The sequence below is a fragment of the Streptomyces sp. NPDC012474 genome, assembly GCF_042955185.1.
Taxonomy (GTDB): Bacteria; Actinomycetota; Actinomycetes; order Streptomycetales; family Streptomycetaceae; genus Streptomyces; species Streptomyces cahuitamycinicus.
The window spans coordinates 102,846-129,742 of the sequence record NZ_JBIBEP010000017.1; the positions used below are offsets into that span (position 1 = coordinate 102,846).

Here is a 26,897-nt window from a genome sequence, read left to right on the forward strand (position 1 = left end):
ATGCGCAGAGTCGTCACCGGCCATGACGGGAGCGGCAGGTCGATCGTCGTCAGCGACGGCCCGATCCCGCGGAGCCGGGAGTTCGCCAGCCTGCCGGGCTGGGTGTCCCGGCTGCCCTGGGCCACCGAACCGGGCGAAAAGACCACCCGGACCGGGACGGATCTCACCCCGAACGTCACCAGCCTGCTGCCCGCGCCCGGCGGAACGCGGTTCGTCGTCCTGACCTTCCCGCCCGAATCCGCGCTCGCCGATCCGGCGTTCGACCCTGTCGCCTTCGAACAGGAGCAGCGTGCCGACTCGCCCGGCATCGCCGAACTCATCGAACCCGACGGCATGCACGCCACCCCGACCGTGGACTACGGCATCGTGCTGCAGGGCGAGATCGTCCTCGAACTCGACGACGGCCACTGCACGTCGCTCTCGGCAGGCGACATCGTCATCCAGAACGGCACCCGCCACGCCTGGCGCAACCGCGGCAGCCGGCCGGCCACGATGGCCTTCGTCCTCATCGGCACGGAACAGGGCGACTGACTGCGCCGCCCGGGCAGATGAGTTCCAGTGGCTGACGGGTGCGCGCCAAGCCACGCGCGCATCACTGGTGCCGGATCTGCGGGTGCGGTCAGAACCAATGCAGGCAGTGCGGGGAGCGCTCGGTGCGGAAGAGGGTGTCGGCGAGGGTGGCCGCGCCCGGGTGGTGGGCCCGGATGTGTCCGGCCCGTGCGAGCGTGCTGGGGGCGGTGCCTCCGAGGTAGAGGGAGCCCAGGTCCCTGATGTCCAGGGACAGGTCCGGTTCCCGGCCCGTCGGGACGCAGGTGGCCTTGCCGTCCTGGACGGTCAGCAGGTAGCGGTGGTGTTCGCCCAGGAACGGGTCGTCGATGTCGAGGACGAGCTCGCCGTCCGTGAACCAGCCGCGCGCGGTCAGCGCACGCGGGACGTCCAGCAGCCGCACCCAGAGCCAGTCCATGTCGCCGCTCACCTCGCCCGCGCGGAAGTCCGCGAACTGCCAGCGCAACGGGTGATCGGACGGCACCTGCTTGAACACGATCTTGGAGACCAGATCGTGTTCGAGGGCGAACCGGGCCAGGGCCGTGAACACCGTGTCGTCGGTGGCAATGATCTCGTCCACCGTCAGGGTGCCGGACTCGATCGAGTAGCTGGCGTACCCGTCCGGGACGCCGTCGGCGTCCCGGTGGACAGCGATGTAGCGCGGCGCCGGCGAGATCGGGGGCTGTCCGGCGCGCAGGGCCCACCAGCGGTGTGGCCGGGACAGCGCGCCGGGCTGGGCGCGGCGATACCGGTCGTAGACCTCCTCCAGAATCTCGCCGCACTCGGCCCGGCGCAGCACCCCGACCGAGCCGGTCGCTGCTGCCTCGGTCACTCCGCGCGCCCGGGGAGCGGCGAGGGCTGCCTTGTGGCGCGGCACCTTCAGCTGGGCCGTACAGGTCGCCGGTCCGTAGCCGAACCTGCCGTAGATCAGAGCCTCGGAGGCCAGCAGTACGGAAAGCGACTCCCCGCGGCCGCGCAGCTCGGTGAGCTGATGCCGCATCAGCGCGCTGAGGACGCCCTGACGCCGGTGCGAGGGCAGGACGCCGACGGCGGTCACGCCGGGGGCCGGGACGAGGATCTCACCGGGCAGGGTGAGCTCGAAGCCGTACGTGGCGGCGGTCCCTACGGGCCGCCCGTCCGCCGCCACGGCTAGCAGGCAGCGGTCCATTTCGAGTGCCGACCACCAGAGCCCGCCACCCTCGGTCGGGGTCTCCGGGAAGAGCCCGAACGCGGCATGGAGCGTGTCGACGAAGACGTCGACATCCTTGTCGGTCGTGGGACGGATTTCCATCGTTGCCGCTGCCTCTCGGGGATACCGGCACCACGACTCGTGGTGTCCGGGCCACAGTGCAACGGCAACTCGTGGCCAGGGCAAGTGAATTACGGCCCAGCCCAGGATGTATCTGTCCAACGTGGGCGTCACCGCCCGTTCCTCGGCGGCGGATCCCTTCTTCTTCCCGGCCTCGCACCGGCGGCGTCCAACGCCGTCCCCTGGATCGCGAGGTGGACGTGGGCGCCGTCCAACAGAGGCACCGGTGGTTGATGCAGGCCTTCCCGCACGGATGCGGGGGACGTGCCGTCCGCCGGACAGGACGTCCCCCGCACGGTGCGCCGCTCGGTGGTCAGGCGGTGTGCAGTCTCAGCCCGTACCTGTTGAGGATCTCGTTGACGGGCTGGTGCCAGGTCTCGCCGCCGCTGCCGCAGTTGCCCCAGCCGCCGGAGGTGACGCCCTGGGCCTGGTCACCACTGATGAAGGAGCCGCCGGAGTCACCGGGTTGGGCACAGACGCTGGTCTTGGTCATCTGGTGGACGGCACCCTGGCTGTAGTTCACCGTCTCGTTCTTCGCCAGCACGGTGCCGCAGTGCCAGTGGGTGGTGGAGCCGGAACGGCAGACCGAGGCTCCCACCGGGGCCTCGGCGGAGCCGCGGACGAGCCGGTCGGGAACGGTGCCCCAGCCGAGCACCACCGGTACGGTCCACCAGCCGCTGCCCACGTTCACCCATGCGTAGTCGTTGCCCGGGAACGACGATCCCTGGAAGTTGCCGATGTAGGAACGGTCCCAGCCGTACACGGCCGCGCTCGGCGAGCCGCAGTGCCCGGCGGTGACGAAGCCGCCGTGCACGGAGAAGCCTATGGAGCAGCGGACGTTGCCGGTGTAGTAGGGGTCGCCGCCCACGGTGCCGGCGGCGAAGGTGCGTGGTGTGGCGGGGGTCTGTCGCACCGTCACGGGACCGGCCTTGCGGGCTCGGTCGAGGAATGCGCGGACATCGTTGTCGTCCCGGTGTTCGGCGACGACGTTGACGACGACCTTGTTGGCCTTCGGATCCACGTGCCAACTGCCGACCCCGGCGGGAGCGGACAGGGCGTCGATGCTCTTCTTCGCCGTGTCGAGCTGCCGTGCGTCGTACCGCACGAGGCGTACGGTCGCTCCGGTGGCGCGCACGGCGTCGGCCCGCGCGGCACGTGTGACGGCGACGGTGAGTTCGCCACGGTCGGCGTCGAACCACGAGCCTCCGTAGGAAGAACCGGCGGCGCTGCGCGCCTTGCGTTCGACGGCTGTCGCGGTCTTCTCCGCGGCCAGCCGTGCTTCGGCCCCGTCCCGGGTGAGCCCCAGGTCGCGCTGCATCGCGGACAGGAGCGCGGGGGAGGCGGGTGCTTCGGTGGAGCGGGTGGGAGTGTCCGCTGCGGAAGCGGGCAGGGAGCCCGCGGCGGTCCAGGTGCCGAGCAGGAGGAACGCGGACAGTCCGGTACGCAGAGCTGTGGTGCGTCTCAAGGGATGCCCCTTCGTTGTTCCAGCAGAGTGGGGTGGAACAGCAGAGCTTGAGAGCGCTCTCGTGGTGCGCGCGGCAGAGCCTAGCCGTTGATCATGAAAAGGTCTAGGCCATGGTCGGCCCGTACCCCCGTAACTCCCGCAGGGTGGCCTGAGTTCGGAATCGCAGTGCATGCCCGTTGTCATGAGCTGGGGAGCAGGCCCCACGAGTGGGACGGCACGTGGGCACGGTCCTTGTGCGCACAGACGCAGCTCACCGGAGCCCTCTACGCCCACTGGCCCGAAAGCACCGGGTCAGAGGCTTCTTCGGCTAGGCGAAGGGGAACGTCCCGCCATCCCACTGACCGTCTGTCACGGCAGATGACGCTCCCGGGCCGCCAAGCACCCCGGCGGCCTGGTCCGGTTCGAGGTCCTGCTCCGTCCAGATGCACTTGCCGTCGTGGAGATAGCGGGCGCCCCAGCGCCGGGACAGGGCGGCGACGAGTTGCAGGCCTCGTCCACCCTCGTCGGTGTAACTCGCGTGGCGGATGCGGGGGGTGGTCAGACTTCCGTCGTAGACCTCGCAGATCAGTGAGCGGCTGCGCAGCATGCGCAGGCGGACGGGGTCCTTGGCGTGCCGGACGACGTTGCCGACCAGCTCGCTCACCAGCAGCTCGGTGGTGAGTGCGAGATCACCCAGCCCCCAAGCGCCGAGCTGTTCCCGGACGTACGCCCGGGCCTGTCCGGCTGCCCGGGGATCGTTCGGCAGGTCGAGGGAGGCGACATCATGCGCGGCGGTGCACCTGGCGTGCACGACGAGCAGCCCGGCGTCGTCGGTCGTCGTCTCGTGATCGGGCAGCAGACCCGACACGACCGTGTCGCACAACTCCTCCAGGCACCGGATGTCGGCGTCCACGTCGGCAGCCCCGAAGCAGACGGTGCCGGCCGCGGTGCGGGACAGCAGCTGCCGCAGTTGAGCCAGTCCCTCGTCGGCGTCCCGGGTGGCGGATTCGACGAGCCCGTCCGTGTACAGGACGAGGAGGCTCTCGTCGGGCAGGTGCAGCTGGCGCGTTTCGAAGGGGGGCCTGGCCGCACCCAGCGGCGGGTCGGGTGTGACGTCGGGGCTGTGCACGGTGCCGTCGGGGTGCACGATGACCGGCGGCGGATGCCCGGCCAGGGAGTACGTGCAGGTGCGGGCCACGGGATCGAAGACGGCGTACAGGCAGGTGGCGTAGAAGTCCTCGCCGAGATCGGAGACCAGGTCGTTGAGGCGGCTGAACAGTTCGTCGGGTGGTATCTCCAGATCGGCCAGGGTGCGCACGGCCGTACGCAGCCGGCCCATCGTGGCTGCCTCGGCGATGCCGTGCCCCATGACGTCTCCGATCACCATGGCGACCCGGTCGGCGGACAGGGCGATCAGGTCGTACCAGTCGCCGCCCACCTGCTCGCCGCGGCCCGCGGGCAGATAGCGGGCGGCGGCCCGGGCGGCGGGCAGTCGCGGCAACGTCCGGGGCAGCAGCCCGCGCTGCAGTTCCCGGGCCCGGGCGTGCTCCACGTCGTACAGCCGTGCCCGCTCCAGCGACTGGCCGACCAGACCGCTCAGAGTCGTCAGCAGTGTGCGTTCCTCGTTACTGAAGGACCGCGGTCGGCTGAAGGACACCACGCACAAGCCCACGGCGCGACCGGAGGCGATCATCGGCAGAAAGACCACGGCCTCCTTCGGCGACGCCTCGTTGATGCCCTGCATGGTCGGGTAGCGCCGGGAGATCTCCGCCTTCGCCTCGATGAACCGGGGCGTGCGGGTGCGCAGCACATCGCGGACGGGGAGGTGCGCGGCGAGCGGCATCCCGTCGAGCAGGCCGATGAACTCCCGCGGATACCCGGCGGAGCCGACGACGTGCAGGCGGCCGCCTTCGAGGATCTGGAACACCAGCCCGTCGGCCCCGAAAGGCGGCAGGACGTACGCGGCGACGGCCTCCACGACGTCCCGGGAGGTGACGGCCTCGGCCAGCGCGGCGGTCAACTCGCCCATCTGCACGGACCGCTCGGCCCCGGTCGGCTGCCCGGAGACGGTGGACGAGCCGGTGCCGCCGCCCAAGCGTGCGCCGGCCCACCCGGCCAGCGTGTGCAGCAGGGACCGCTGCGCCTCGTCCGGCTCACCCGGTTCCACCGTGAGCACGGTCAGCACGCCGATCGGCCCCTCGGTGCCGGGGATCGGTATCGCCGTGCAGGCCTCGGAAGCGACACCCGGACGGCCCCCGGCACCGCAGACGAATCGACCATGCTCCAGTGCCTGCGCGGGCGCCACATCCTGCTCGTCGGGCAGGTCGGCCCATGTGCGCTCGCTCTCCGGGGAGAGCCCGGTGGCCGCCACCAGGCGCAGCCGGCCGACGGCACGGTCGTGCCGGTGGACCAGCGCTCCCGTGCCTCCCAGACAGGTGGTCGCCAGCCGGACCACGAGCGCCAGTGTCGCGCCGTCCTGAGTGTCTTCTCCCCAGGCGTCCGCGCCTGCGCCCGCCGCCGACCCGGCCCGCAGGCGATCCGGCTGCTCCCGGTCGCCGGCGGGGCCGGCTGTCTCACCCCTCACCGCGTCTCCTCCTCACCCATGTACAGCGGGGGCGGCGGTCAGGTCTCGATCGAAATATCGCACATAAGTCCATAATAGGGTTTTAGGGGATACGTGCCGTTCCCGTGGCTTCGGTCGGCCGAGGGGGCGGGCGTACGACCGTCCATCCGTCCATCCGTCCGGGACGAAGGGCGGGATCCACCCTCGCTGCCGTGGTCCGGGGCATCGCCGCGTTCCTCCTCCTCTTCGTGATGACCGGCCTGCGCGTCTCCCTGGTGAAGGCGCTGCGCGCGGAGCCGACGGGCGTGCCCGAGCGGGTGAGTGATCAGGAGCGTGCCGCCGGGGCCGACGACCGGATCGCGGGCGAGCCGGCGCCGGGCCCCGGTGTGGTTCCGGCCGGGACCCTGGCGGACCCGCGGCCCGCGAGCTGAGCGTCCGCCGAGTCCCTCCGGTTCCGGCCGACCCCTTGACCCCCGGTGTCCTCCTCCTCGATGCTCAGTTGCGTATAGCGGTGCGTGTATCTGATGAGGCAACTCTAGGAGCAGCGCACCCGCGCGAGTTTCCCGTCTGAGGAGCAGCTCATGGCTCACGAGGTACGTGCCGTCGTCGCCCGGAAGAAGGGCGCCCCGGTTTCCGTCGAGACGATCGTCGTCCCCGATCCCGGTCCCGGTGAGGCGCTGGTCAAGGTCGAGGCGTGCGGCGTCTGCCACACCGACCTCCACTACCGCGAGGGCGGGATCAACGACGAGTTCCCCTTCCTTCTGGGACACGAGGCGGCCGGCCGCGTGGAGGCGGTGGGGGAGGGGGTTACCGGCGTCGAGCCGGGGGACTTCGTCATCCTCAACTGGCGTGCCGTGTGCGGCCAGTGCCGGGCGTGCAGCAAGGGCAAGCCCTGGTACTGCTTCGCCACCCACAACGCGACGCAGCCGATGACGCTGCTCGACGGCACCCCGCTCTCGCCTGCCCTCGGCATCGGCGCCTTCGCGGAGAAGACACTGGTCGCCGCCGGGCAGTGCACCAAGGTGGACCCGGCCGCCCCGGCGGCGGCAGCCGGTCTGCTCGGATGCGGTGTCATGGCGGGCTTCGGCGCCGCCGTCAACACCGGCGCCGTCGGGCGCGGGGACTCCGTCGCCGTCATCGGCTGCGGCGGTGTCGGCATGGCCGCCGTCGCGGGCGCGCGGCTCGCCGGCGCGTCCAAGGTCATTGCCGTCGACATCGACCGGCGCAAACTGGACCGCGCCAAGACCATGGGGGCCACCCACACCGTCGACGGCGCCAAGGGCGACGTGGTGGAGGCGGTGCGCGAACTCACCGGCGGCTTCGGCGCGGATGTCGTCGTCGAGGCCGTCGGCCGCCCGGAGACGTACCGGCAGGCCTTCTACGCCCGGGACCTGGCCGGCACGGTCGTGCTGGTCGGCGTGCCCACCCCGGAGATGAAGGTGGAACTGCCCCTGCTCGACGTCTTCGGCCGCGGCGGTTCGCTGAAGTCCAGCTGGTACGGCGACTGCCTGCCCTCGCGTGACTTCCCGGCCCTCATCGACCTCTACCTGGGCGGCCGGTTCGACCTGGACGCCTTCGTCTCCGAGACCATCGGCCTCGGCGACGTGGAGGAGGCCTTCGAGAAGATGCACGGCGGCGACGTGCTGCGCTCCGTGGTGGTGCTGTGATGGCCGGCGCACCACGCATCGAACACCTCGTCACGAGCGGGACGTTCAGTCTCGACGGCGGTACCTGGGACGTCGACAACAACGTCTGGATCGTCGGTGACGACGACGAGGTGGTCGTCATCGACGCGGCCCACGACTCCGACGCCGTCCTGGAGGCCGTCGGTGACCGCCGGCTGTCGGCCGTCGTGTGCACCCACGCCCACGACGACCATGTGCGGGCCGCACCGGACGTCGCTCTCGCCACCGGCGCGCGCGTCCTGCTGCACCCCGACGACCAGGTGCTGTGGAAGACGGTGCACCCGAACCGGCGTCCCGACGGCCCCCTCGCCGACGGCGACGAACTCCTCGTCGCGGGCATCGGCCTGCGCGTCCTCCACACCCCCGGACACGCCCCCGGGGCCGTGTGCCTGTACGCCCCCGATCTCGGGGCGCTGTTCAGCGGCGACACGCTGTTCGCGGGAGGACCCGGCGCGACCGGGCGCTCGTACAGCGACTTCGGCACGATCATCACCTCGATCGGCGACCGGCTGCTGACGCTCCCCGGCGAGACCGTCGTGCACACCGGACACGGCGACACGACCACCGTCGAGGCGGAAGCCCCGCACCTCGAGGAGTGGGCCGCCCGCGGCTGGTGACACGAGCGCCGCCGTACCCGGCCGGGGTGGCCGAACGCCCTGGGTACTCCGCGTTCGAGCGAGTACCGAGCGCCCACAGACACGGCCCACCCCGGCGGGCCGGCGGTGTCCGGCTTCCGGCACACGGCGTCGAGGTCGTCACCGCCCCTCTTCCACCCGTCTTGACAGTGCCGCACGACCGTCCCCACACTCGTTGCCCATATCGCACATTGTTCCTCTATATGCAACGAGGTCGACAGGCTCATGATGACTCCCGGGCGTGCCCTCGCCGACCCGCCCCTCGCCGACCCGCCCCGCGTCGCATGAGCACCGCCGCCCGGGCCGCTCCCGCCCTTGGCCCGCGAGGTCTTCCCCGTCCTGGCCGGACCCTGGTGATGGGCATCGTGAACGTCACGCCCGACTCGTTCTCCGACGGCGGGCGGTGGTTCGATCCGGAACGGGCCGTCGCGCACGGACTCGCACTGCTCGAAGAGGGCGCGGACATCCTGGACGTGGGCGGCGAATCCACCCGCCCCGGTGCCACACGCCCGCCCGTCGAGGAGGAACTGCGGCGCGTGCTGCCGGTCGTCCGCGCGCTCGCCGCCGCGGGCGCGAAGGTCAGTGTCGACACCATGCGGGCCGAGGTCGCCGCCCGCGCCGTCGAGGCCGGCGCCGCTCTGGTCAACGACGTGTCCGGCGGACTCGCCGACCCGGCGATGCTCCCGCTGATGGCGCGGGCCGGCAGGCCCTACGTGGTGATGCACTGGCGCGGACACTCCGCCGGGATGCAGGCGCACGCCGTATACGACGACGTCGTCACCGACGTCATCGACGAGTTGCGGGTCAGAGTCGAGGCGGCCCTCGACGCCGGGATCCCGCCGGACTGTCTCGTCGTCGACCCGGGGCTGGGGTTCGCCAAGCATCCCGAGCACAACTGGCGACTCCTCGGCCGCCTCCGGAAGGTAACCGCCGCACTCGGCCGGCCGGTTCTCGTGGGCGCGGCACGCAAGGCGTTTCTGGGTCATCTGCTGAGGGACCCGGAGACGGGTCGGCCCCGCCCGGCGCACCTGCGGGACGCGGCCACCTCCGCGGTGTCGGTCCTGGCAGCCGCGCAGGGCGCCTGGTGCGTCCGCGTCCACGACGTCGCCTCGACGGCCGACGCGGTACGCGTGACCGCCCGCTGGGGTCTTGAGGACGCGCCGACACCGCCTTCGCCCCGGTTCTGAGGGGTGTCAAAGCCCTGACCTGCGTTTCCTATGATGCAGGGCGTTGCACATAACGCAACGAAAAATATGGGGCCGAGTGCCCCGTGAACTCCTTGACAAGGGTTTGTGGGCGCCTTCAAACTGGCGTTGCGTTCACCGCAATCCGTTTCGCTATACGCACCGAGGTGTCATGATGATTCCCGCGTGCCGTCTCGTGGATCTGTCCCGAGGCGAGGCCCACAGGCTCGACATCGACCCGCCGGTCTCGGTGTTCCACACCGACGACGGCGAACTCTTCGCCATCGACGACACATGCACCCACCAGGACGCCTCGCTCGCCGACGGCTGGCTGGAGGGCTGCGAGGTCGAATGCCCGCTGCACGCCTCGAAGTTCAACCTCAAGACCGGAGCCGTCGACGCCCCGCCGGCCAAGCTTCCGGTGCGCACGCACGAGGTCTTCGTCGAGGACGGCATGATCTACGTCCGGCTGTCCACGGCAGCCCCGAACCTGCCTCCCTGCATCGCCGCCCGGCTCGCCGGGGGCGTCGCGTGAGGACAGTGGCCGTGGTGGGCGCGTCGCTGGCCGGTCTGTCGGCGGCGCGCTCCTTGCGAAAGCAGGGGTACGACGGGCGGCTGGTCGTCATAGGCGACGAGCTCCACCGTCCGTACGACAGGCCGCCCCTGTCCAAGGAGTTCCTGGCAGGCGGCATCGGCGAAGCCGATCTCGCCCTGGAGCCGGACGACGAGGACCTGCAGGTGGAGTGGCTGCTCGGCGCCCGCGCCGCCGGACTCGACACCACACCCCGCGCCGTGCGCCTCACCGACGGCCGGGAGGTGAGAGCCGACGGCATCGTCATCGCCACCGGCGCTTCCGCCCGCACCCTGCCCGGCATGGATGGCCTGTCCGGTGTGCACACCCTGCGCACCCTGGACGACGCCCGCGCCCTGCGGGACGAACTGGCCCGGGGCGGACGCCTGGTCGTGATCGGCGGCGGCTTCATCGGCGCCGAGGTCGCCTCCACCGCCTGCGCGCTCGGCCTCGACGTGACCATCGTCGAGGCGGCGCCCACACCCCTGGCCGGACCGCTCGGCGCGACCATGGGAAGCATCGTCTCCGGCCTCCACGCCGACCACGGCGTACGCCTGCTGTGCGGCGTGGGAGTCAAGGGGCTGAGCGGCGAGACCCGCGTCGACGCCGTCCTCATGGAGGACGGCCGCAGCATCCCCGCCGACATCGTCGTCGTGGGGGTCGGGGCCAGACCCTGCGTCGACTGGCTGGCAGGCTCCGGTGTCGACATCGACGACGGCGTCAAGTGCGGCGCGGACGGCCGTACCAGCCTGGCCGGGGTGGTCGCGGTCGGCGACTGCGCCTCCTGGTACGACCCGCGCGCGGGCACCCACCGCCGCGTCGAGCACTGGACCGGCGCCCGGGAGCGCCCCGACGCCGCGGTGGCCGCCCTGCTCTCCTGGGGCGAGTCCGAACCGGGCGTACCGAGGCCGCCCTACTTCTGGTCCGACCAGTACGGCGTGAAGATCCAGTTCGCCGGTAACGCGTCCCGTGCCGACAGCGTCACGATCGAGGAAGGCGCCGTCGACGACCGCAACGTCCTGGCCGTCTACCGGCGTGCCGGGCACCCGGTCGCCGTACTCGGGATGAACCAGCCCCGGCTGTTCATGCGCTGGCGCAAGCAGCTCGCGGCCAACACGTCCTGAGAAGGGCGTTGCTCCTTGATCCGACGACGTCCGGTGTAGCTCGTCCCGGCGCGTGCATGCCCGATCCACGACGTTTCTCCGAGGAGTGCGCTGTGACCTCGACCGGCCTGCCGGAAAGTCTCATTGCCACCCTGCCCGGCTCCGCCTACACGGACCCAGGGATCTTCGCCCGGGAGCAGGAACACATCTTCGAGGAGATGTGGTTCTGCGCCGTGCGCTCCGCCGACCTCGCCGGTCCCGGGGCGTTCCGGACCGTCCAGGTAGGCCGCGAGAGCATCCTCGTCACCCGTGCACGAGACCAGTCGGTTCGCGCCTTCTTCAACGTCTGCCGGCACCGCGGAGCAAGGCTCTGCACGGAGGAGAGCGGCGAGGTCAAGCGCGCCTTCCAATGCCCGTACCACGCCTGGACGTACGACCTCACGGGCAAACTCGTCGCGGCGCCCAACCTCACCAGGATGCCCGACGTCAGCCGCACCGAGTACGGCCTGGCAGCCGTGACGACGCGCGAATGGCTCGGCTACGTGTGGGTGTGCCTCGCCGACGATCCGCCCCCCTTCGACGAGGTCGTGCAGGACGTGGTCGCGCGTCTCGGCGACACGGAGTCGATCGAGCGCTACGGCATCGAGGACCTCGAGGTCGGCAGACGGATCGTCTACGACGTCAAGGCGAACTGGAAGCTCATCGTCGAGAACTTCATGGAGTGCTACCACTGCGCGACGATCCACCCCGAACTCACCGAGGTGCTCCCCGAGTTCGCCGACGGCTACGCCGCCCAGTACTACGTGGGACACGGGGCGGAGTTCGGCTCCGACGTCAAGGGCTTCACCGTCGACGGCTCAGAGGGCCTCGACCGCATTCCGGGTGTCACCGAGGGGCAGGACCGCCGCTACTACGCGATCACGGTGCGCCCGCAGGTGTTCATCAACCTCGTGCCCGACCATGTGATCTTCCACCGGATGTACCCGGTCGCCGCGGACCGCACCATCGTCGAGTGCGACTGGCTCTACCTCAAGCACGTCGTCGAGAGCGGCAAGGACGTCAGCCGGTCGGTGGAGCTCTTCGACCGGGTCAACCGGCAGGACTTCGACGCGTGCGAGCGCTGCCAGCCCGCGATGCGCTCGCGGCTGTACACCAAGGGAGGGGTCCTCGTGCCCAGCGAGCATCACATCGGCGAGTTCCACTCCTTCGTCCAGGAGCGTCTGGGCTCGGGGCGGCCGCAGTAGCGGCGGTTCCCGGCGTCCCCGGCCCTTGGTACGCGGGGCGGCCGGCGCAGGCGGCGCGGCGGGGTCAGCCCAGGTAGCCCATCCGATGGCTGATCTCGTCCGCGCCCTTGACCAGCACCGGAGCGAGGTCGTGCATACGGTCCTCGGTGAGCCGGTACGCCGGTCCGGAGGCGCTGATCGCCGCGATGACCTCTCCGTCCCGGTTGCGGATCGGGGCTGCCATGGCGTGCAGCCCCGCCTCGAACTCCTCCAGCGTCCAGGAGTAGCCGCGCTCCAGCGCCTCGGCGAGGTTCTTCTCCAGCTTCGTCTTCGCGGTCAGGGTGCGGGGCGTCATCTTCTTCAGGCCCGCGTCCGACAGCAGCGTGGCACGCTCCCTCGCCGGCATGTGGGCCAGCAGGATCTTGCCGCTCGAGGTGGCGTGCAGCGGCGTCAGCTGGCCGACCCAGTTGAACGCCGTGACGGCACCCGGACCGCGCACCTGGAACAGGTTGATCGCGTACTTCTCCTGCATCACGGCGAGGTTCACGGTCTCGCCGATCTCCTCGGCGAGACGCTCGCACACCGGGCGGGCCTGCTGCGTGATGTCGATGCGTCCGGTGACCGCACCGGCGAGACGGACGATGCCGAAACCGAGGCGGTACTTGCCGCGCTCGCCCGCCTGTTCCACCAGGCCGCGCACCTCCAGGGCGCCCAGCAGCCGGAACGCGGTGGACTTGTGGACGTCGATCTCGGCGGCTACCTCGCTGACGCCGGCCTCGCCGCGCTGGGCCAGGATCTCCAGCACGGTGATGGCCCGGTCGACCGACTGCACCCCACCGGTCGGCGCACTTGTCGTTTCGGTATCTGGATGGTAGTTGCTCACGACGCAACTATACGGGCGATTAACATAGCCGACAGCGTTGCAGGTCAGGGCCTTGGGCCAGAAAAACGGAAGTTGCGTTGTCCGCAACCTGGTGCGCATAGAGATACCGGTACTAGCATGCCGCGCATTCTCTACGGCGCGAGCGAGACGAGGCCTCATGGCTGACTTGCAGTACGACTTCGTCATCGTCGGTGGTGGATCGGCCGGCAGTGCACTGGCCAACCGGCTCTCCGCGGATCCCGACAACCGGGTGCTGGTCCTGGAGGCGGGCAGACCCGACTACCCGTGGGACGTCTTCATCCACATGCCCGCGGCACTGACCTACCCGATCGGCAGCCGCTTCTACGACTGGAAGTACGAGTCCGAACCCGAACCCCACATGGGCGGCCGGCGCGTCTACCACGCGCGCGGCAAGGTCCTGGGCGGTTCCAGCAGCATCAACGGCATGATCTTCCAGCGCGGCAACCCCATGGACTACGAGCGCTGGGCGGCCGACCCCGGGATGGCGAGCTGGGACTACGCGCACTGCCTGCCGTACTTCCGGCGGATGGAGAACTGCCTGGCCGCCGGCCCGGACGACGAGTTCCGCGGCCACGACGGCCCCCTCGTCCTCGAACGGGGTCCCGGGACCAACCCGCTCTTCGAGGCGTTCCTCAAGGCCACCGAGGAGGCAGGGCACCCTCCCACCAGCGACGTGAACGGCTATCGGCAGGAAGGTTTCGCCAGGTTCGACCGCAATGTCCACCGCGGGCGCCGGCTGTCGGCCGCGAAGGCGTACCTCAAGCCCGTGCGGAAGCGGCCCAACCTCACCGTCACCACGCGTGCCCTGGTCACGCGCGTCCTCTTCGAGGGCAAGCGGGCCGTCGGTGTCGAGTACCGGCGCGGCCGCGGCAGACCCCAGCGGGTGCGGGCCGGTGAGGTCATCCTCTGTGGAGGCGCGATCAACTCGCCGCAACTCCTTCAGCTTTCCGGTGTCGGCAACGCCAAGGAGCTGGCGGCGCTCGGCGTGGACGTCGTGCATGATCTGCCGGGCGTCGGCGAGAACCTCCAGGACCATCTGGAGGTGTACATCCAGTACGCCTGCAAGCAGCCCGTCTCGATGCAGCCCTATCTCGCGAAGTGGCGTGCCCCGTTCATCGGCCTGCAGTGGCTCTTCCGTACGGGTCCGGCCGCGACCAACCACTTCGAGGCGGGCGGCTTCGTCCGCGGCAACGACGACGTGGACTACCCCAACCTCATGTTCCACTTCCTGCCCATAGCGGTCCGCTACGACGGCTCCGTGCCGGCCGGGGGGCACGGCTACCAGGTGCACGTCGGACCCATGTACTCCGATGCCATCGGCTCGGTGAAGATCAGGAGCAAGGATCCCGCCGAGCACCCCGCGCTGCGCTTCAACTACCTCTCCACCGAGCAGGACCGCCGCGAGTGGGTCGAGGCCGTCAGGGTCGCGCGGAGGCTGCTCAACCAGCCCGCCATGACCCCGTACAACGCCGGCGAGGTCTCGCCCGGCCCGCCCGTGGAGACCGACGAGGAGATCCTCGCCTGGGTCGCAAAGGACGCCGAGACCGCTCTGCATCCGTCCTGCACCTGCAAGATGGGCACCGACGAGATGGCCGTCGTGGATCCGGCCAGCATGCGGGTGCACGGGGTGGAGGGGCTGCGTGTCGTTGACGCGTCGGTGATGCCGTACATTACCAACGGCAACATCTACGCACCGGTGATGATGATCGCGGAAAAGGCGGCCGACCTCATCCTCGGGAAGGATCCGCTGCCGCCGTCCGCCGCCGCCTATCACCGGCACCGCCCCCTGCCGTAACCAGCGCTTTTCAGACAGCCGACCGGCCCGGAGGCGAGGCGTCCCGGGCCTGCCGGTGCTGCGTCCTCGCGGTCGTCTCCTTGGCCAAACCGTCATCATCAACCCCTTGACGTGGGTTGCAGCCTTACCCAGAGTGTTCCACCACAAGCAATTCGATGCACGATGCGCAACGCGATTCGCTCGAAGGGCCCTCGACGTGGCAGACCTGTACGTGGACGGAAAATGGCGGGATCCCGTGGCCGGCGGCCACCGTGACATCCGCTGCCCCGCCGACGGCTCGCTCTCCGTGACGGTGTCCGAAGGTACCCGCCCCGACGCCGAGGCGGCCGTCGCAGCGGCCCGCCGGGCCTTCGACGAAGGGCCCTGGCCCCGCACCCCCGAGCGCGAGCGCGGCGCCCTCCTCCTGCGCACCGCGGACCTCCTCGAACGCGACGCCGACGCGTTCGCCCGCGCCGAATCGCTGGACACCGGCAAACGGCTCGTGGAGAGCGAGTACGACATCGCCGACGTCGTCTCCTGCCTCCGCTACTACGGAGGGCTCGGAGGCACCGACGCGGGCCGGGTGATCGACACCGGCCGCGACGACGCCGTCAGCCGCGTCGAGTACGGGCCGATCGGCGTGTGCGTACTGATCACCCCCTGGAACTACCCGCTGCTCCAGGCGAGTTGGAAGGTCGCGCCCGCGCTCCTCGCGGGCAATACGATCGTCCTCAAGCCCAGTGAGCTCACCCCCTCGACGTCCGTCCTGCTGATGAAGGCGCTGGCGGAGGCCGGGCTCCCGCCCGGTGCCGCCAACCTCGTCCTGGGGGCCGGGCCCGAGGTGGGCGCACCCCTCGCCGAGGACCCGGCCGTCGATCTGGTCTCCTTCACCGGCGGCCTGGACACCGGCAGGCGCATCATGGCCACCGCCGCGGCGACCGTGAAGAAGGTCGCGCTGGAACTCGGCGGCAAGAATCCCAATGTCGTCTTCGCCGACGCCGACTTCGAGACGGCCGTGGACTTCGCGCTCACGGCCGTCTTCCTGCATTCGGGCCAGGTGTGCTCGGCCGGCGCCCGGCTGATCGTCGAGGACTCGCTGCACGACCGGTTCGTCGACGAGGTGGTCCGCCGCGCCCGGCTGATCCGGCTCGGCGGTCCCTTCGACCCGCAGGCCGAGACCGGCCCGCTGATCTCCGCGCAGCACCTGGCGAAGGTCGAGGCGTACGTCGCGGCCGGCCTCGCGGAGGGCGCCGTCCTGCGCTGCGGCGGCGAACGCCCCGACGACCCGGCCCTGGCCGACGGCCACTACTACCCGCCCACCGTGCTCGACGAGTGCGGTCAACACATGCGGGTGGTGCATGAGGAGTCCTTCGGGCCCGTGCTCACCGTGGAACGCTTCACCGACGAGGACGACGCCGTACGTATCGCCAACGACACCGAGTACGGGCTCGCCGGCGCCGTCTGGACCCAGGACGCCGGCAAGGCCCAGCGGGTCGCCCGCCGACTGCGCCACGGCACGGTGTGGATCAACGACTACCACCCCTATGTGCCCCAGGCGGAATGGGGCGGCTTCGGGCACAGCGGCGTGGGCCGGGAGCTGGGCCCGACCGGCCTGGACGAGTACCGGGAGCCCAAACACATCTGGCAGAACATCCAACCCAGGCCGCAGCACTGGTTCCGCGGCTGAACGCCGAAAGAGGTCGAACATGACCCCAGCAACGACCGAGGTGCCGCAGCGGCGCGGCACACCCCAGGACGCGGCAGGCACGCCGGTCATCTCCGTACGCGAGCTGTGGAAGGTGTTCGGGCCGAAGGCGGCCCAGGTGCCCGGCTCCGAGGAACTGCGCGGGCTCACCCGCCGCGAACTGATGGACCGCACCGGATGCACGGCCGCCGTACGCGACGTGAACTTCGAGGTCGCACCCGGCGAGGTGTTCGTCGTGATGGGCCTGTCCGGCTCCGGCAAGTCCACCCTGGTGCGCTGTCTGACCCGGCTCATCGAACCCACCGCCGGCGAGATCCTCTTCGAGGGCGAGGACATCCGCGACGCGGACGCGAGCCGTCTGCGCGAGCTGCGCCGCAGCAAGTTCTCCATGGTCTTCCAGCACTTCGGGCTGCTGCCGCACCGCCGGGTCGTCGACAACGTGGCCTTCGGCCTGGAGATACGCGGCATGAGCAGAGCCGAGCGCACCAAGCGCGCGCTGGAGGTCGTCGAACTCGTCGGCCTCTCCGGGTACGAGAGCTCCTACCCCGACCAGCTCTCCGGCGGCATGCAGCAGCGCGTGGGTCTCGCCCGCGCCCTGGCCGGTGACCCCGAGGTCCTCCTCTTCGACGAGCCGTTCTCGGCACTCGACCCGCTGATCCGCCGGGACATGCAGAACGAGGTCGTCCGTCTGCACCACGAGGTCGGCAAGACGATGCTGTTCATCACCCACGATCTGTCCGAGGCGCTGCGCCTGGGCGACCGCATCCTCATCATGCGCGACGGCAGGATGGTCCAGTGCGGCACCGGCGACGAACTGGTCGGCGCCCCCGCGGACGACTACGTGCGCGACTTCGTCAGGGACGTGCCCCGCGGTGACGTGCTGACCCTGCGGTGGATCATGCGCCCGGTGGAGCCGGACGACCCCCTGGACGGTCCCGAGCTGGGCCCGGACGTCGTGGTGAAGGAGGCCACGCGGGCGGTGCTGGCGGCCGAGAAGCCGGTCAAGGTCGTCGAGAACGGCACCCTGCTCGGCATCGTCGGCGACGAGGAGATCCTCGCGGTGGTCGCCGGGCAGGAAGGCGACGCCTGATGACCGTCGCCGTGCAGAAGACACAGAGACCGCAGAGGACCGGGACCGAGGAGCCGCCCGCCACCGCCCGGCGCCCGCGCACGGTCAGCCGCCCGGTGATCGTGGCCGCGATCCTGGTCGTCTGGCTCGTCCTCTTCGCCGTGCTGCGCGGCAGGCAGACCCTGTCCCTCGGCGCGGCCGATCTGACCGACCTGCACCGGTGGTTCAACGACGTCAACGACTCCATAGGCGCGAACCGCAACTCCAACCCGCTCTTCCTCTACTTCTTCAACGAGATCCGTCTGGTCATCGACACCCTGGTGACCTTCGTCCAGGAGCTGATCTCCCAGCCGACCGCGGGCCGCCCGGTTCCGCAGATCGGCTGGCTCGGAGTCGTGGGCATCGTCGGCTACGTCTCCTGGGCCGTGGGCAACTGGCGGGTCGCGCTGCTGGCCGTCGCCGGCTTCACCTTCCTCGGCCTGCAGGGGCTCTGGCAGGAAAGCATGGACACGTTGGCGCTGACCCTCTCCGCGGTCTGCGTGGCGCTGCTGTTCGCGCTCCCGCTCGGTGTGTGGGCCGGGCTGTCCGACCGGGTCAGCCGGATCGTGACGCCGTTCCTGGACTTCATGCAGACGATGCCGACCTTCGTCTACCTGGCGCCCCTGACCCTGTTCTTCCTGATCGGCCCGGCCTCCGCGACCATCGCGACGGCGATCTACGCGGCACCGCCCGCGATCCGCATCACCGCCCACGCCATCCGCTCGGTTCCCGAGGCCACCGTCGAGGCGGCGAATTCGATGGGCGCGACGCGGCGCCAAGCGCTGCTGAAGGTCCTGCTGCCGATGTCCAAACGGACCGTGGTGATGGGCGTGAACCAGACCATCATGGCCGCCCTGGCCATGGTGACCATCGCGGCCCTGATCAACGCGCCCGGACTCGGAGCGACCGTCGTCCAGGCCCTGCAGTCACTGGACGTCGGCACGGCGTTCAACGCCGGACTGGCCATCGTCGTCATGGCCATCGTGCTGGACCGGGTCACCACCGCGGCAAGCGCCCGGGCCGACACGGCCCGGGGCTCGGACAGTCCCTTCCTCAAGTGGCGGCGGCAACTGGTGGTGGCCGGGGGAGTGGTTGCCGCGGTCCTGGTGTACCTGTCGCACACGTACCTGTGGGCGGCCGAGTTCCCCGGCGAGGGCAGCACCGGCAGCACCATCGCCAAGGCGGCGACCGACGTGACCACCTGGGCACAGGACAATCTGTCGGGCCTGACCAACGCCTTCCGCGACGTCCTCACCAACGGCCTCCTGAACCCCTTCCAGACCCTGCTGACCGACTCCCCGTGGTGGCTCGTCGGTGCCGCCCTCGTCTCTCTGGGCACGGTGCTCGGCGGATGGCGTGCCGGGGCCACCACCGTCGTGTGCGTGGGCCTGCTCATCGGCACCGGCGTGTGGTCGGACGCCATGACGACCCTGGCGTCCACCGCGGTCGCGACCGTGCTCGTGATGCTGCTCGGCGTCGCCCTGGGCGTGTGGATGGGACGCAGTGCGCTGGTCGACCGGCTGCTCCGGCCTACCCTGGACGCGGCCCAGGTCATGCCGCCGTTCGTCTATCTCGTGCCGTTCCTCGCGCTGTTCGGCGCGACACGGTTCACGGCGATCGTCGCCGCGATCGTCTACGCGGCACCCGTCGCCATCAAGATCATCGCCGACGGGGTGCGGGCCGTGCCCGGGACCACCGTCGAAGCGGCGATGTCCACCGGGTGCAACACCTGGCAGATCATCACCAAGGTGCAGCTGCCGATGTCACGCGGCGCCCTGACCCTCGCCACCAACCAGGGCCTGATCTACGTGCTGTCGATGGTCGTGGTGGGTGGCCTGGTGGGAGCGGGTGCCCTCGGCTACGACGTCGTGGCCGGGTTCTCGCAGGGCCAGCTGTACGGCAAGGGACTGGCGGCCGGACTCGCCATCGTCCTGCTCGGAGTCATGTTCGACCGGATCACTCAGGCAGCGGCTCGCCGCGCCGGAGCATAAGGAGTACCTCACCATGGCACGACACTGGAGAGCCGGCGCGGCCGGCCTGGCCGTCCTCGGCCTCACCCTCACGGCCTGCGGGGGCGCGAAGGTCGGCGACGACAGCGCGGCCGGCTCGGCCGGCTCGGGCAAGTGCGGCACCTTCAACCTCGCCATCAACCCGTGGGTGGGCTACGAGGCGAACGCGGCGGTCCTCGCGTACGTCGCCGAGCACGACCTCGGCTGCAAGGTCGAGCAGAAGGACCTCAAGGAGGAGATCGCCTGGCAGGGCTTCGGGACGGGCGAGGTCGACGCCGTCGTGGAGAACTGGGGCCACGACGACCTGAAGAAGAAGTACATCACCGACCAGAAGACGGCCCTCGACGCCGGTCCGACCGGCAACAAGGGCCTCATCGGCTGGTACGTGCCGCCGTGGCTGGCGAAGGCGCACCCGGACATCCTCGACTGGAAGAACCTCGACAAGTACGCGTCGAAGTTCAAGACGTCGGAATCGGGCGGCAAGGGGCAGCTCCTCGACGGCGACCCGTCGTTCGTCACCAACGACGAGGCGCTGGTGAAGAACCTCAAGCTGGACTTCAAGGTGGTGTACGCAGGCAGCGAGACCGCGCTCATCCAGGCGTACCGCAACGCCGAGAAGAACAAGGAATGGGTGATCGGCTACTTCTACGAGCCGCAGTGGTTCATGTCCGAGGTGCCACTGAAGAAGGTCAGTCTGCCCGAGTACAAGACGGGCTGTGACGCCGACGCCGAGAAGGTCGCCTGCGACTACCCCGTGTACGAACTCGACAAGATCGTCAGTGCGAAGTTCGCCAAGTCGGGCAGCCCGGCCTACGACCTGGTGAAGAACTTCACCTGGACGAACGAGGACCAGAACACCGTGGCCAAGTACATCGCCGTGGACAAGATGGCGCCCGAGGCCGCGGCGAAGAAGTGGGTCGAGGCCAATCGCGACAAGGTCGACGCCTGGATCAAGTAGGGCGCGCAACGCCCGTGTGAGTCCGGCCGGTGAGGCCCGGCAGGCTGTGTCGTCAGCCTGCCGGGCCTCGTCGTTTTCCGGGCATTCCTCCTCCTCGCCTCCGGGTGATTTTCCGGCGTCGTGGACCCCTTGACACGCCGATTCACGACGGGCACATTGAGTTGCGCAACCTGAACCCTGTTGCGCACACAGCAACTGGATCGCTTTCAACGTCGGAGGTGCGGCGATGGCGGGACCCCGGGTGGTCATCATCGGAGCGGGCGTCGTGGGGGCAGCGCTCGCCGACGAGATCTCCGCGCGCGGCTGGACCGAAGTGACCGTGGTCGACCAGGGCCCACTGCCCGCCACCGGGGGCTCGTCGTCGCACGCCCCGGGCCTGGTCTTCCAGACCAACCCCTCCAAGACCATGACCGAGATGGCCCGTTACACCGTCGAGAAGTTCTGCTCCCTCGACGTCGACGGGCAGCCCTGCTTCCTCCAGGTCGGCGGCCTTGAGGTGGCCACCAGCCCGGAGCGGGTCACCGAACTGCAGCGGCGCCACGGCTGGCTCGCCTCCTGGGGCATCGAGTCCCGGCTGCTGAACACCGAGGAGTGCGTCGCACAGCACCCGCTCGTCGACCCGGACAAGGTCCTCGCCGGCCTCCACGTGCCGACGGACGGCCTCGCCAAGGCGGTCCTCGCCGTCGAGGCGCAGATCCGCCGGGCCACCGAGCGCGGCGTCCGCTTCCTCGCCCGCCACGAAGTCCTCGACGTCCGGCAGGCCGAGGGCGAGGTGACCGGCGTCCTGACCGACCGGGGCGAGATCCCCGCCGACATCGTCGTGTGCTGCGCCGGTATCTGGGGTCCGAAGATCGCGCGCATGGTGGGCATGAACCTCCCGCTCACCCCGCTCGCCCACCAGCTCGCCTGGACGGGCCCGGTCCCGGCCCTGGCGGGACAGACGCAGGAGGCGGTCCGCCCGATCCTGCGCCACCAGGACGCCGACCTCTACTACCGCGACCGCTTCGACGGCCTGGGCATCGGCTACTACGGCCACCGCCCGATGCCCATCTCCGCCGACGACATCCTCTCCCTGGACGAGTCCGACGAGATGCCCTCCGTCCTGAAGTTCACCGAGGAGGACTTCGAGAAGGCCTGGACCGAGACGCAGTCACTGCTCCCGGCGACCAAGGACGCCAAGGTCGAGGAAGGCATCAACGGCCTGTTCTCCTTCACCACCGACGGCCTGCCGCTGCTCGGCGAATCCCCGGACGTCAAGGGCTTCTGGGTCGCCGAGGCCGTCTGGGTCACGCACTCCGCCGGCGTCGGACGGGCCATGGCCGAATGGCTGGTCGACGGCTACTGCACCTCGTTCGACCTGCACGAGTGCGACGTCAACCGCTTTGAACCGCACCAGCTCTCGCCGGAGTACGTCCTGGCCCGCGACTGCCAGAACTTCGTCGAGGTCTACGACATCCTCCACCCCCTCCAGCCGTCGGGGGACCCGCGCCCGATCCGCACCAGCCCGTTCCACACCCGCCAGCAGGAGCTGGGCGCCTTCTTCCTGGAGGCGAACGGCTGGGAGCGGCCCCAGTGGTACGAGGCCAACGCGAGCCTGGTCGAGGGCCGTGCCATCGTCACCCCCAACGACTGGGCCGCGCGGTACTGGTCGCCCATCGTCGCCGCCGAGGCCCAGACCACCCGTGAGACCGTCGCCATGTACGACATGACGGCCCTCAAGCGGCTGGAGGTCAGCGGGCGCGGCTCCGGCGAGTTCCTGGAGCGACTGTGCACCGGCAAGGTCGCCAAGTCCGTCGGCTCGGTGACGTACACGCTGCTCCTCGACCACGACGGCGGCATCCGCAGCGACGTCACCGTCGCCCGGCTCGCCCCCGACCTCTTCCAGGTCGGCGCCAACGGCAACCTGGACCTCGACTGGTTCACCCGGCACCTCCCCGCCGACGGCACGGTCCAGGTCCGCGACATCACCCCCGGCACCTGCTGCATCGGCCTGTGGGGGCCGCTCGCCCGCGACGTCCTCCAGCCGCTCACCGACGCCGACTTCTCGGCGGCCGGGCTGAAGTACTTCCGCGCCAAGCGCGCGCACATCGGCTCCGTGCCCGTCACCGCGATGCGCCTGTCGTACGTCGGCGAGCTCGGCTGGGAGCTGTACACCACCGCGGACCTGGGCCAGAAGCTGTGGGACACGCTCTGGCGCGCGGCCGAGCCGCTGGGCGGGATCGTGGCCGGGCGGGGTGCGTTCAACAGTCTCCGTCTGGAGAAGGGCTACCGGTCCTTCGGTACGGACATGACGTACGAACACGACCCGTACGAGGCAGGTGTCGGCTTCGCCGTGAAGCTCGACAAGGACGACTTCGTCGGGAAGGCGGCGTTGGAGCGGCGCAAGGCCGATGTCCGGCGGAAGCTGACCTGCCTCACGATCGACGACCCCGAGGCCGTCGTCTTGGGCAAGGAGCCGGTGTACGACGGGGACTGTGCGGTGGGGTACGTCACCAGCGCGGCGTACGGCTACACGATCGGCAAGGGCATCGCCTATGCGTGGCTGCCGGTGGAGCTGGCCGCTCCGGGGACCGTTCTGAACATCGGGTACTTCGACCAGTCCGTCGAGGCGGTCGTGGCCGAGGAGCCGTTGTTCGATCCGACGATGTCCCGGCTTCGTGGGTGAGTTCTTCGTCTGCAGGTGCGTCGTGGCGTGTCGCGCACCGCGGCGGAGCCGCTGATCGATACGGTCCCGCGCCCCTCAAGCCGTTCCACCACAGCCTCGTTGGAAGGAACACCCCAGGTGACCGCACAACTCCTTGACGGCAAGGCCACCGCCGCCGCGATCCGGCAGGAACTGGCAGAGCGCGTGGGCAAGTTGACCGCCGTCACCGGACGGGCGCCCGGCCTCGGCACCGTCCTGGTCGGTGACGACCCCGGCAGTCGCGCCTACGTCGGTGGCAAGCACCGGGACTGCGCTCAGGTGGGCCTTGCCTCCATCCGGCGGGAGCTGCCCGCCGACGCCTCTCAGCAGCAGGTCGAGGAGACGGTCGACGAGCTCAACGCCGACCCCGACTGCACCGGGTACATCGTCCAGCTCCCGCTGCCCCGCCACCTGGACGCGGGCGCCGTACTGGAGCGCATGGACCCGGCCAAGGACGCCGACGGCCTGCACCCCGTCAACCTCGGCCGGCTCGTCCTCGGCGTCGAAGCACCGCTGCCGTGCACCCCGCGCGGCATCGTCGAACTGCTCCGCCGCCATGACGTGCCGCTCGCCGGAGCCCGGGTGTGCGTGATCGGGCGGGGCATCACGGTCGGACGGCCGATCGGGCTCCTGCTCACCCGCCGCTCCGAGAACGCCACCGTCACCCTCTGCCACACCGGAACCAAGGGCCTGGCCTGGCACGTACGCGAGGCGGACATCGTCGTCGCGGCGGCCGGCTCGCCCGGGCTGATCACCAAGGACATGCTGCGCCCCGGCGCGGCCGTCCTGGACGTCGGCATCACCCGCACCGAACAGGGCCTGGCCGGAGACATCCATCCGGACGCCGCCCAGGTCGCCGGATGGCTGGCGCCCATGCCCGGAGGCGTGGGCCCCATGACCCGTGCCATGTTGCTCGCCAATGTCGTCGAGGCCGCCGAGAGGAACGCGAACGCCGTATGAACGCGCTGAACACCCCCCTGGCGGAGCTGGACCCCGAGGTCCACGCCGCGCTCCGCGCCGAACTGCACCGCCAGCAGTCCACCCTGGAGATGATCGCCTCCGAGAACTTCGCGCCCTCCGCCGTGATGGAGGCCCAGGGCTCGGTCGCGACCAACAAGTACGCCGAGGGCTACCCGGGCCGCCGCTACTACGGCGGCTGCGAACACGTCGACGTCACCGAGCGGCTGGCCATCGAACGCGTCAAGTCCCTCTTCGGCGCCGGCTTCGCCAACGTGCAGCCGCACTCCGGTGCCCAGGCGAACACCGCCGTCTTCTTCGCCCTGCTCCAGCCCGGCGACACGGTCCTCGGCCTCGACCTCGCGCACGGCGGACACCTCACGCACGGCATGCGCATCAACTACAGCGGCAAGATGCTCAACGTCGTGCCGTACCACGTGTCCGAGGCGGACAACCTCGTCGACATGGACGAGGTCGAGCGGCTGGCCAAGGAGCACCGCCCCAAGATGATCATCGCGGGCTGGTCGGCGTATCCCAGGCAGCTGGACTTCGCGGCCTTCCGCGGGATCGCCGACGCGGTGGGCGCCCTCCTCATGGTCGACATGGCGCACTTCGCCGGGCTGGTGGCGGCAGGACTGCACCCGAGCCCCGTACCGCACGCCCACGTCACGACCACGACGACGCACAAGACCCTCGGCGGCCCGCGCGGCGGCGTCATCCTCACCAACGAGGCCGACCTCGCCAAGAAGATCAACTCGGCTGTCTTCCCCGGCATGCAGGGCGGCCCCCTGGAGCACGTCATCGCAGCGAAGGCGGTGTCCTTCAAGGTCGCCGCGACACCGGAGTTCGCCGAACGCCAGGCCCGGACGCTCGCGGGGTCCCGCATCCTGGCCGAACGCCTCACCCGGGCGGACGCGGCGGCCGCCGGAGTCAAGGTGCTGACCGGCGGCACGGACGTCCACCTCGTCCTGGTCGACCTGCGCGACTCCGAGCTGGACGGCCGCCAGGCCGAGGACCTGCTCCACGAGATCGGCATCACCGTCAACCGCAACGCCGTGCCCTTCGATCCGCGTCCGCCCATGGTCACCTCGGGCCTGCGCATCGGCACCCCTGCCCTGGCCACCCGCGGCTTCACCGAGGAGGACTTCGCAGAGGTCGCGGACGTCATCGCGCTCGCCCTCCGGCCGGAGCCGGACGTGGCCGCCCTTCGGGCCCGCACGGAGACCCTGGCCGCCAAGCACCCGCTCTACCCGCACCTGTCCGAAGACGGAGACGCCCGATGAGCCCCCGCACCCCAGGCGCCGAGCTCCCCGAACACCCCGACCGGCTGTGGCGCAACCCCGAGCCCAAGCGCTCCTACGACGTCGTCGTCGTCGGCGGCGGCGGACACGGCCTGGCCACCGCCCACTACCTGGCGAAGAACCACGGCATCACCAACGTCGCCGTGCTGGAGAAGGGCTGGCTGGCGGGCGGCAACATGGCCCGCAACACCACGATCATCCGCTCCAACTACCTGTGGGACGAGAGCGCCGGCATCTACGAGCACGCCCTCAAGCTGTGGGAGGGCCTGGCGGACGAGCTCGACTACCCGATCCTCTTCTCCCAGCGCGGCGTACTGAACCTCGCCCACAGCCTCCAGGACGTCCGCGACAGCATGCGCCGCGTCGAGGCCAACCGCCTCAACGGCGTGGACGCCGAGTGGCTGGACGCCGACGGGGTCAAGGACGTCTGCCCGATCGTCAACATCTCCCCGGACGTGCGCTATCCGGTCCTGGGCGCCACCTACCAGCCCCGTGCGGGCATCGCCAAGCACGACCACGTCGCCTGGGGCCTGGCCCGCTCCGCCGACGCCGCCGGCATCGACATCATCCAGAACTGCGAGGTCACCGGCCTCGACGTGGTCGGCAACCGGGTGGTCGGAGTCCAGACCACCCGGGGCCCCATCGCCGCGGGCAAGGTCGCGCTCTGCTCGGCCGGCCACACCTCGGTCCTGGCGGCCATGGCCGGCATCGACCTCCCCGTGCAGAGCCATCCCTTGCAGGCGCTCGTGTCGGAGCTGCTGGAGCCGGTCCACCCGACGGTCGTCATGTCCAACGCGGTCCATGTGTACGTCAGTCAGGCCCACAAGGGCGAGCTGGTGATGGGCGCGGGCATCGACGCGTACAACTCCTACACCCAGCGCGGTGCCTTCCACATCATCGAGGAGCAGATGGCGGCGGCCCTGGAACTCTTCCCGGTCTTCGCCCGCGCCCATGTCCTGCGCACCTGGGGCGGCATCGTCGACGTCAGTCCCGACGCCTCACCGATCATCGGCCTCAGCCCGGTGGACAACCTCTACCTCAACTGCGGCTGGGGAACCGGCGGTTTCAAGGCCACCCCCGGTGTCGGCTGGGTCTACGCCCACACCATCGCCCACGACACACCGCATCCGCTGAACGCCCCCTTCTCGCTCGACCGTTTCACCACCGGCGCGCTCGTCGACGAGCACGGCGCGGCCGCGGTGGCCCACTAGGACCACTGGAAGCTTTGGGAGCCG

The 26,897-nt window shown here is 70.3% G+C and carries 21 protein-coding genes; 17 read left to right on the forward strand and 4 right to left on the reverse strand.

What is annotated here, in order from left to right:
• On the forward strand, positions 1 to 531 hold the full coding sequence (locus ACFY9S_RS30670) for a cupin domain-containing protein (RefSeq protein WP_391134633.1): 531 nt from the start codon (positions 1 to 3) through the stop codon (positions 529 to 531).
• An 88-nt stretch (positions 532 to 619) separates the two neighbouring features.
• Here ACFY9S_RS30670 and ACFY9S_RS30675 read toward each other — a convergent pair whose 3' ends face one another.
• The 3 genes from ACFY9S_RS30675 to ACFY9S_RS30685 form a co-directional block, all read right to left on the reverse strand.
• Entirely contained in the window at positions 620 to 1,837 is a 1,218-nt protein-coding gene (locus tag ACFY9S_RS30675; RefSeq protein ID WP_391134636.1) for a GNAT family N-acetyltransferase, read from the reverse strand.
• Positions 1,838 to 2,168: 331 nt separating this feature from the next.
• Positions 2,169 to 3,320 carry an alpha-lytic protease prodomain-containing protein gene (locus ACFY9S_RS30680; RefSeq protein WP_391134639.1) on the reverse strand — a complete coding sequence of 384 codons (1,152 nt, stop codon included), beginning with the start codon at positions 3,318 to 3,320 and terminating at the stop codon, positions 2,169 to 2,171.
• Between the two features lie 307 nt (positions 3,321 to 3,627).
• Positions 3,628 to 5,883, reverse strand: coding sequence for a SpoIIE family protein phosphatase (locus ACFY9S_RS30685; RefSeq protein ID WP_391134642.1), 2,256 nt, complete (start codon positions 5,881 to 5,883; stop codon positions 3,628 to 3,630).
• A 191-nt stretch (positions 5,884 to 6,074) separates the two neighbouring features.
• On the opposite strand from ACFY9S_RS30685, the gene ACFY9S_RS30690 reads away from it, so the two are divergent.
• The 7 genes from ACFY9S_RS30690 (at position 6,075) to ACFY9S_RS30720 (ending at position 12,284) form a co-directional block, all read left to right on the forward strand.
• The gene (locus ACFY9S_RS30690; RefSeq protein WP_391134645.1) at positions 6,075 to 6,293 is read left to right on the forward strand and encodes a hypothetical protein; all 219 of its coding nucleotides are present in this window, start codon (positions 6,075 to 6,077) and stop codon (positions 6,291 to 6,293) included.
• Positions 6,294 to 6,443: 150 nt separating this feature from the next.
• Positions 6,444 to 7,529: an S-(hydroxymethyl)mycothiol dehydrogenase gene (locus tag ACFY9S_RS30695; RefSeq protein WP_391134648.1), complete on the forward strand. Its 1,086-nt coding sequence runs from the start codon at positions 6,444 to 6,446 to the stop codon at positions 7,527 to 7,529.
• A complete protein-coding gene (locus ACFY9S_RS30700) occupies positions 7,529 to 8,164 on the forward strand; it encodes an MBL fold metallo-hydrolase (RefSeq protein WP_391134651.1) in 636 nt (211 codons plus the stop codon). Before ACFY9S_RS30695 ends, ACFY9S_RS30700 begins: the two co-directional genes overlap by 1 nt.
• Positions 8,165 to 8,538: 374 nt before the next feature.
• A complete protein-coding gene (gene folP / locus ACFY9S_RS30705; RefSeq protein WP_391134654.1) occupies positions 8,539 to 9,369 on the forward strand; it encodes a dihydropteroate synthase in 831 nt (276 codons plus the stop codon).
• 169 nt (positions 9,370 to 9,538) lie between these two features.
• The gene (locus ACFY9S_RS30710; protein ID WP_102910345.1) at positions 9,539 to 9,901 is read left to right on the forward strand and encodes a bifunctional 3-phenylpropionate/cinnamic acid dioxygenase ferredoxin subunit; all 363 of its coding nucleotides are present in this window, start codon (positions 9,539 to 9,541) and stop codon (positions 9,899 to 9,901) included.
• Positions 9,898 to 11,061 carry an FAD-dependent oxidoreductase gene (locus tag ACFY9S_RS30715; RefSeq protein ID WP_391134658.1) on the forward strand — a complete coding sequence of 388 codons (1,164 nt, stop codon included), beginning with the start codon at positions 9,898 to 9,900 and terminating at the stop codon, positions 11,059 to 11,061. Before ACFY9S_RS30710 ends, ACFY9S_RS30715 begins: the two co-directional genes overlap by 4 nt.
• Positions 11,062 to 11,153: 92 nt before the next feature.
• Complete coding sequence (locus tag ACFY9S_RS30720; protein ID WP_391134661.1) at positions 11,154 to 12,284, forward strand: SRPBCC family protein; 1,131 nt, start codon at positions 11,154 to 11,156, stop codon at positions 12,282 to 12,284.
• Between the two features lie 64 nt (positions 12,285 to 12,348).
• Here the strand turns inward: ACFY9S_RS30720 and ACFY9S_RS30725 are convergent, their stop codons facing one another.
• Positions 12,349 to 13,095, reverse strand: a complete 747-nt coding sequence (locus ACFY9S_RS30725) for an IclR family transcriptional regulator C-terminal domain-containing protein (protein ID WP_391134862.1) — start codon at positions 13,093 to 13,095, stop codon at positions 12,349 to 12,351.
• A 208-nt stretch (positions 13,096 to 13,303) separates the two neighbouring features.
• Between ACFY9S_RS30725 and betA the strand changes: the two genes are divergently transcribed.
• The 9 genes from betA to ACFY9S_RS30770 all read left to right on the forward strand — a co-directional run bounded on the left by betA (position 13,304) and on the right by ACFY9S_RS30770 (position 26,873).
• Positions 13,304 to 14,962: a choline dehydrogenase gene (betA, locus tag ACFY9S_RS30730; protein WP_391134664.1), complete on the forward strand. Its 1,659-nt coding sequence runs from the start codon at positions 13,304 to 13,306 to the stop codon at positions 14,960 to 14,962.
• A gap of 196 nt (positions 14,963 to 15,158) precedes the next feature.
• Entirely contained in the window at positions 15,159 to 16,628 is a 1,470-nt protein-coding gene (locus ACFY9S_RS30735) for an aldehyde dehydrogenase family protein (protein WP_391134667.1), read from the forward strand.
• A 19-nt stretch (positions 16,629 to 16,647) separates the two neighbouring features.
• On the forward strand, positions 16,648 to 17,736 hold the full coding sequence (locus ACFY9S_RS30740; RefSeq protein ID WP_102910339.1) for a glycine betaine/L-proline ABC transporter ATP-binding protein: 1,089 nt from the start codon (positions 16,648 to 16,650) through the stop codon (positions 17,734 to 17,736).
• On the forward strand, positions 17,736 to 19,745 hold the full coding sequence (locus tag ACFY9S_RS30745) for an ABC transporter permease subunit (protein ID WP_391134670.1): 2,010 nt from the start codon (positions 17,736 to 17,738) through the stop codon (positions 19,743 to 19,745). The genes ACFY9S_RS30740 and ACFY9S_RS30745 overlap by 1 nt, the downstream gene beginning before the upstream one ends.
• 13 nt (positions 19,746 to 19,758) lie before the next feature.
• A complete protein-coding gene (locus tag ACFY9S_RS30750) occupies positions 19,759 to 20,721 on the forward strand; it encodes a glycine betaine ABC transporter substrate-binding protein (protein ID WP_391134673.1) in 963 nt (320 codons plus the stop codon).
• 226 nt (positions 20,722 to 20,947) lie between these two features.
• The gene (locus ACFY9S_RS30755; protein WP_391134676.1) at positions 20,948 to 23,386 is read left to right on the forward strand and encodes an FAD-dependent oxidoreductase; all 2,439 of its coding nucleotides are present in this window, start codon (positions 20,948 to 20,950) and stop codon (positions 23,384 to 23,386) included.
• A 117-nt stretch (positions 23,387 to 23,503) separates the two neighbouring features.
• Positions 23,504 to 24,364, forward strand: a complete 861-nt coding sequence (locus ACFY9S_RS30760; protein ID WP_391134679.1) for a bifunctional methylenetetrahydrofolate dehydrogenase/methenyltetrahydrofolate cyclohydrolase — start codon at positions 23,504 to 23,506, stop codon at positions 24,362 to 24,364.
• Positions 24,361 to 25,644 (forward strand): serine hydroxymethyltransferase, encoded by a 1,284-nt coding sequence (gene glyA / locus ACFY9S_RS30765; RefSeq protein ID WP_391134682.1) that lies wholly within the window; start codon positions 24,361 to 24,363, stop codon positions 25,642 to 25,644. Before ACFY9S_RS30760 ends, glyA begins: the two co-directional genes overlap by 4 nt.
• Positions 25,641 to 26,873, forward strand: a complete 1,233-nt coding sequence (locus ACFY9S_RS30770; RefSeq protein WP_391134685.1) for a sarcosine oxidase subunit beta family protein — start codon at positions 25,641 to 25,643, stop codon at positions 26,871 to 26,873. Before glyA ends, ACFY9S_RS30770 begins: the two co-directional genes overlap by 4 nt.
• Positions 26,874 to 26,897 lie beyond the last annotated feature (24 nt).

What these genes read in the sequence shown, in the direction of transcription:
- ACFY9S_RS30670 (WP_391134633.1), top strand. Translation starts at nt 1, where the DNA reads ATGCGCAGAGTCGTCACCGGCCATGACGGGAGCGGCAGGTCGATCGTC.
- ACFY9S_RS30675 (WP_391134636.1), bottom strand. Translation starts at nt 1,837, where the DNA reads ATGGAAATCCGTCCCACGACCGACAAGGATGTCGACGTCTTCGTCGAC.
- ACFY9S_RS30695 (WP_391134648.1), top strand. Translation starts at nt 6,444, where the DNA reads ATGGCTCACGAGGTACGTGCCGTCGTCGCCCGGAAGAAGGGCGCCCCG.
- ACFY9S_RS30700 (WP_391134651.1), top strand. Translation starts at nt 7,529, where the DNA reads ATGGCCGGCGCACCACGCATCGAACACCTCGTCACGAGCGGGACGTTC.
- folP (WP_391134654.1), top strand. Translation starts at nt 8,539, where the DNA reads ATGGGCATCGTGAACGTCACGCCCGACTCGTTCTCCGACGGCGGGCGG.
- ACFY9S_RS30710 (WP_102910345.1), top strand. Translation starts at nt 9,539, where the DNA reads ATGATGATTCCCGCGTGCCGTCTCGTGGATCTGTCCCGAGGCGAGGCC.
- betA (WP_391134664.1), top strand. Translation starts at nt 13,304, where the DNA reads ATGGCTGACTTGCAGTACGACTTCGTCATCGTCGGTGGTGGATCGGCC.
- ACFY9S_RS30740 (WP_102910339.1), top strand. Translation starts at nt 16,648, where the DNA reads ATGACCCCAGCAACGACCGAGGTGCCGCAGCGGCGCGGCACACCCCAG.
- ACFY9S_RS30745 (WP_391134670.1), top strand. Translation starts at nt 17,736, where the DNA reads ATGACCGTCGCCGTGCAGAAGACACAGAGACCGCAGAGGACCGGGACC.
- ACFY9S_RS30750 (WP_391134673.1), top strand. Translation starts at nt 19,759, where the DNA reads ATGGCACGACACTGGAGAGCCGGCGCGGCCGGCCTGGCCGTCCTCGGC.
- ACFY9S_RS30755 (WP_391134676.1), top strand. Translation starts at nt 20,948, where the DNA reads ATGGCGGGACCCCGGGTGGTCATCATCGGAGCGGGCGTCGTGGGGGCA.
- glyA (WP_391134682.1), top strand. Translation starts at nt 24,361, where the DNA reads ATGAACGCGCTGAACACCCCCCTGGCGGAGCTGGACCCCGAGGTCCAC.
- ACFY9S_RS30770 (WP_391134685.1), top strand. Translation starts at nt 25,641, where the DNA reads ATGAGCCCCCGCACCCCAGGCGCCGAGCTCCCCGAACACCCCGACCGG.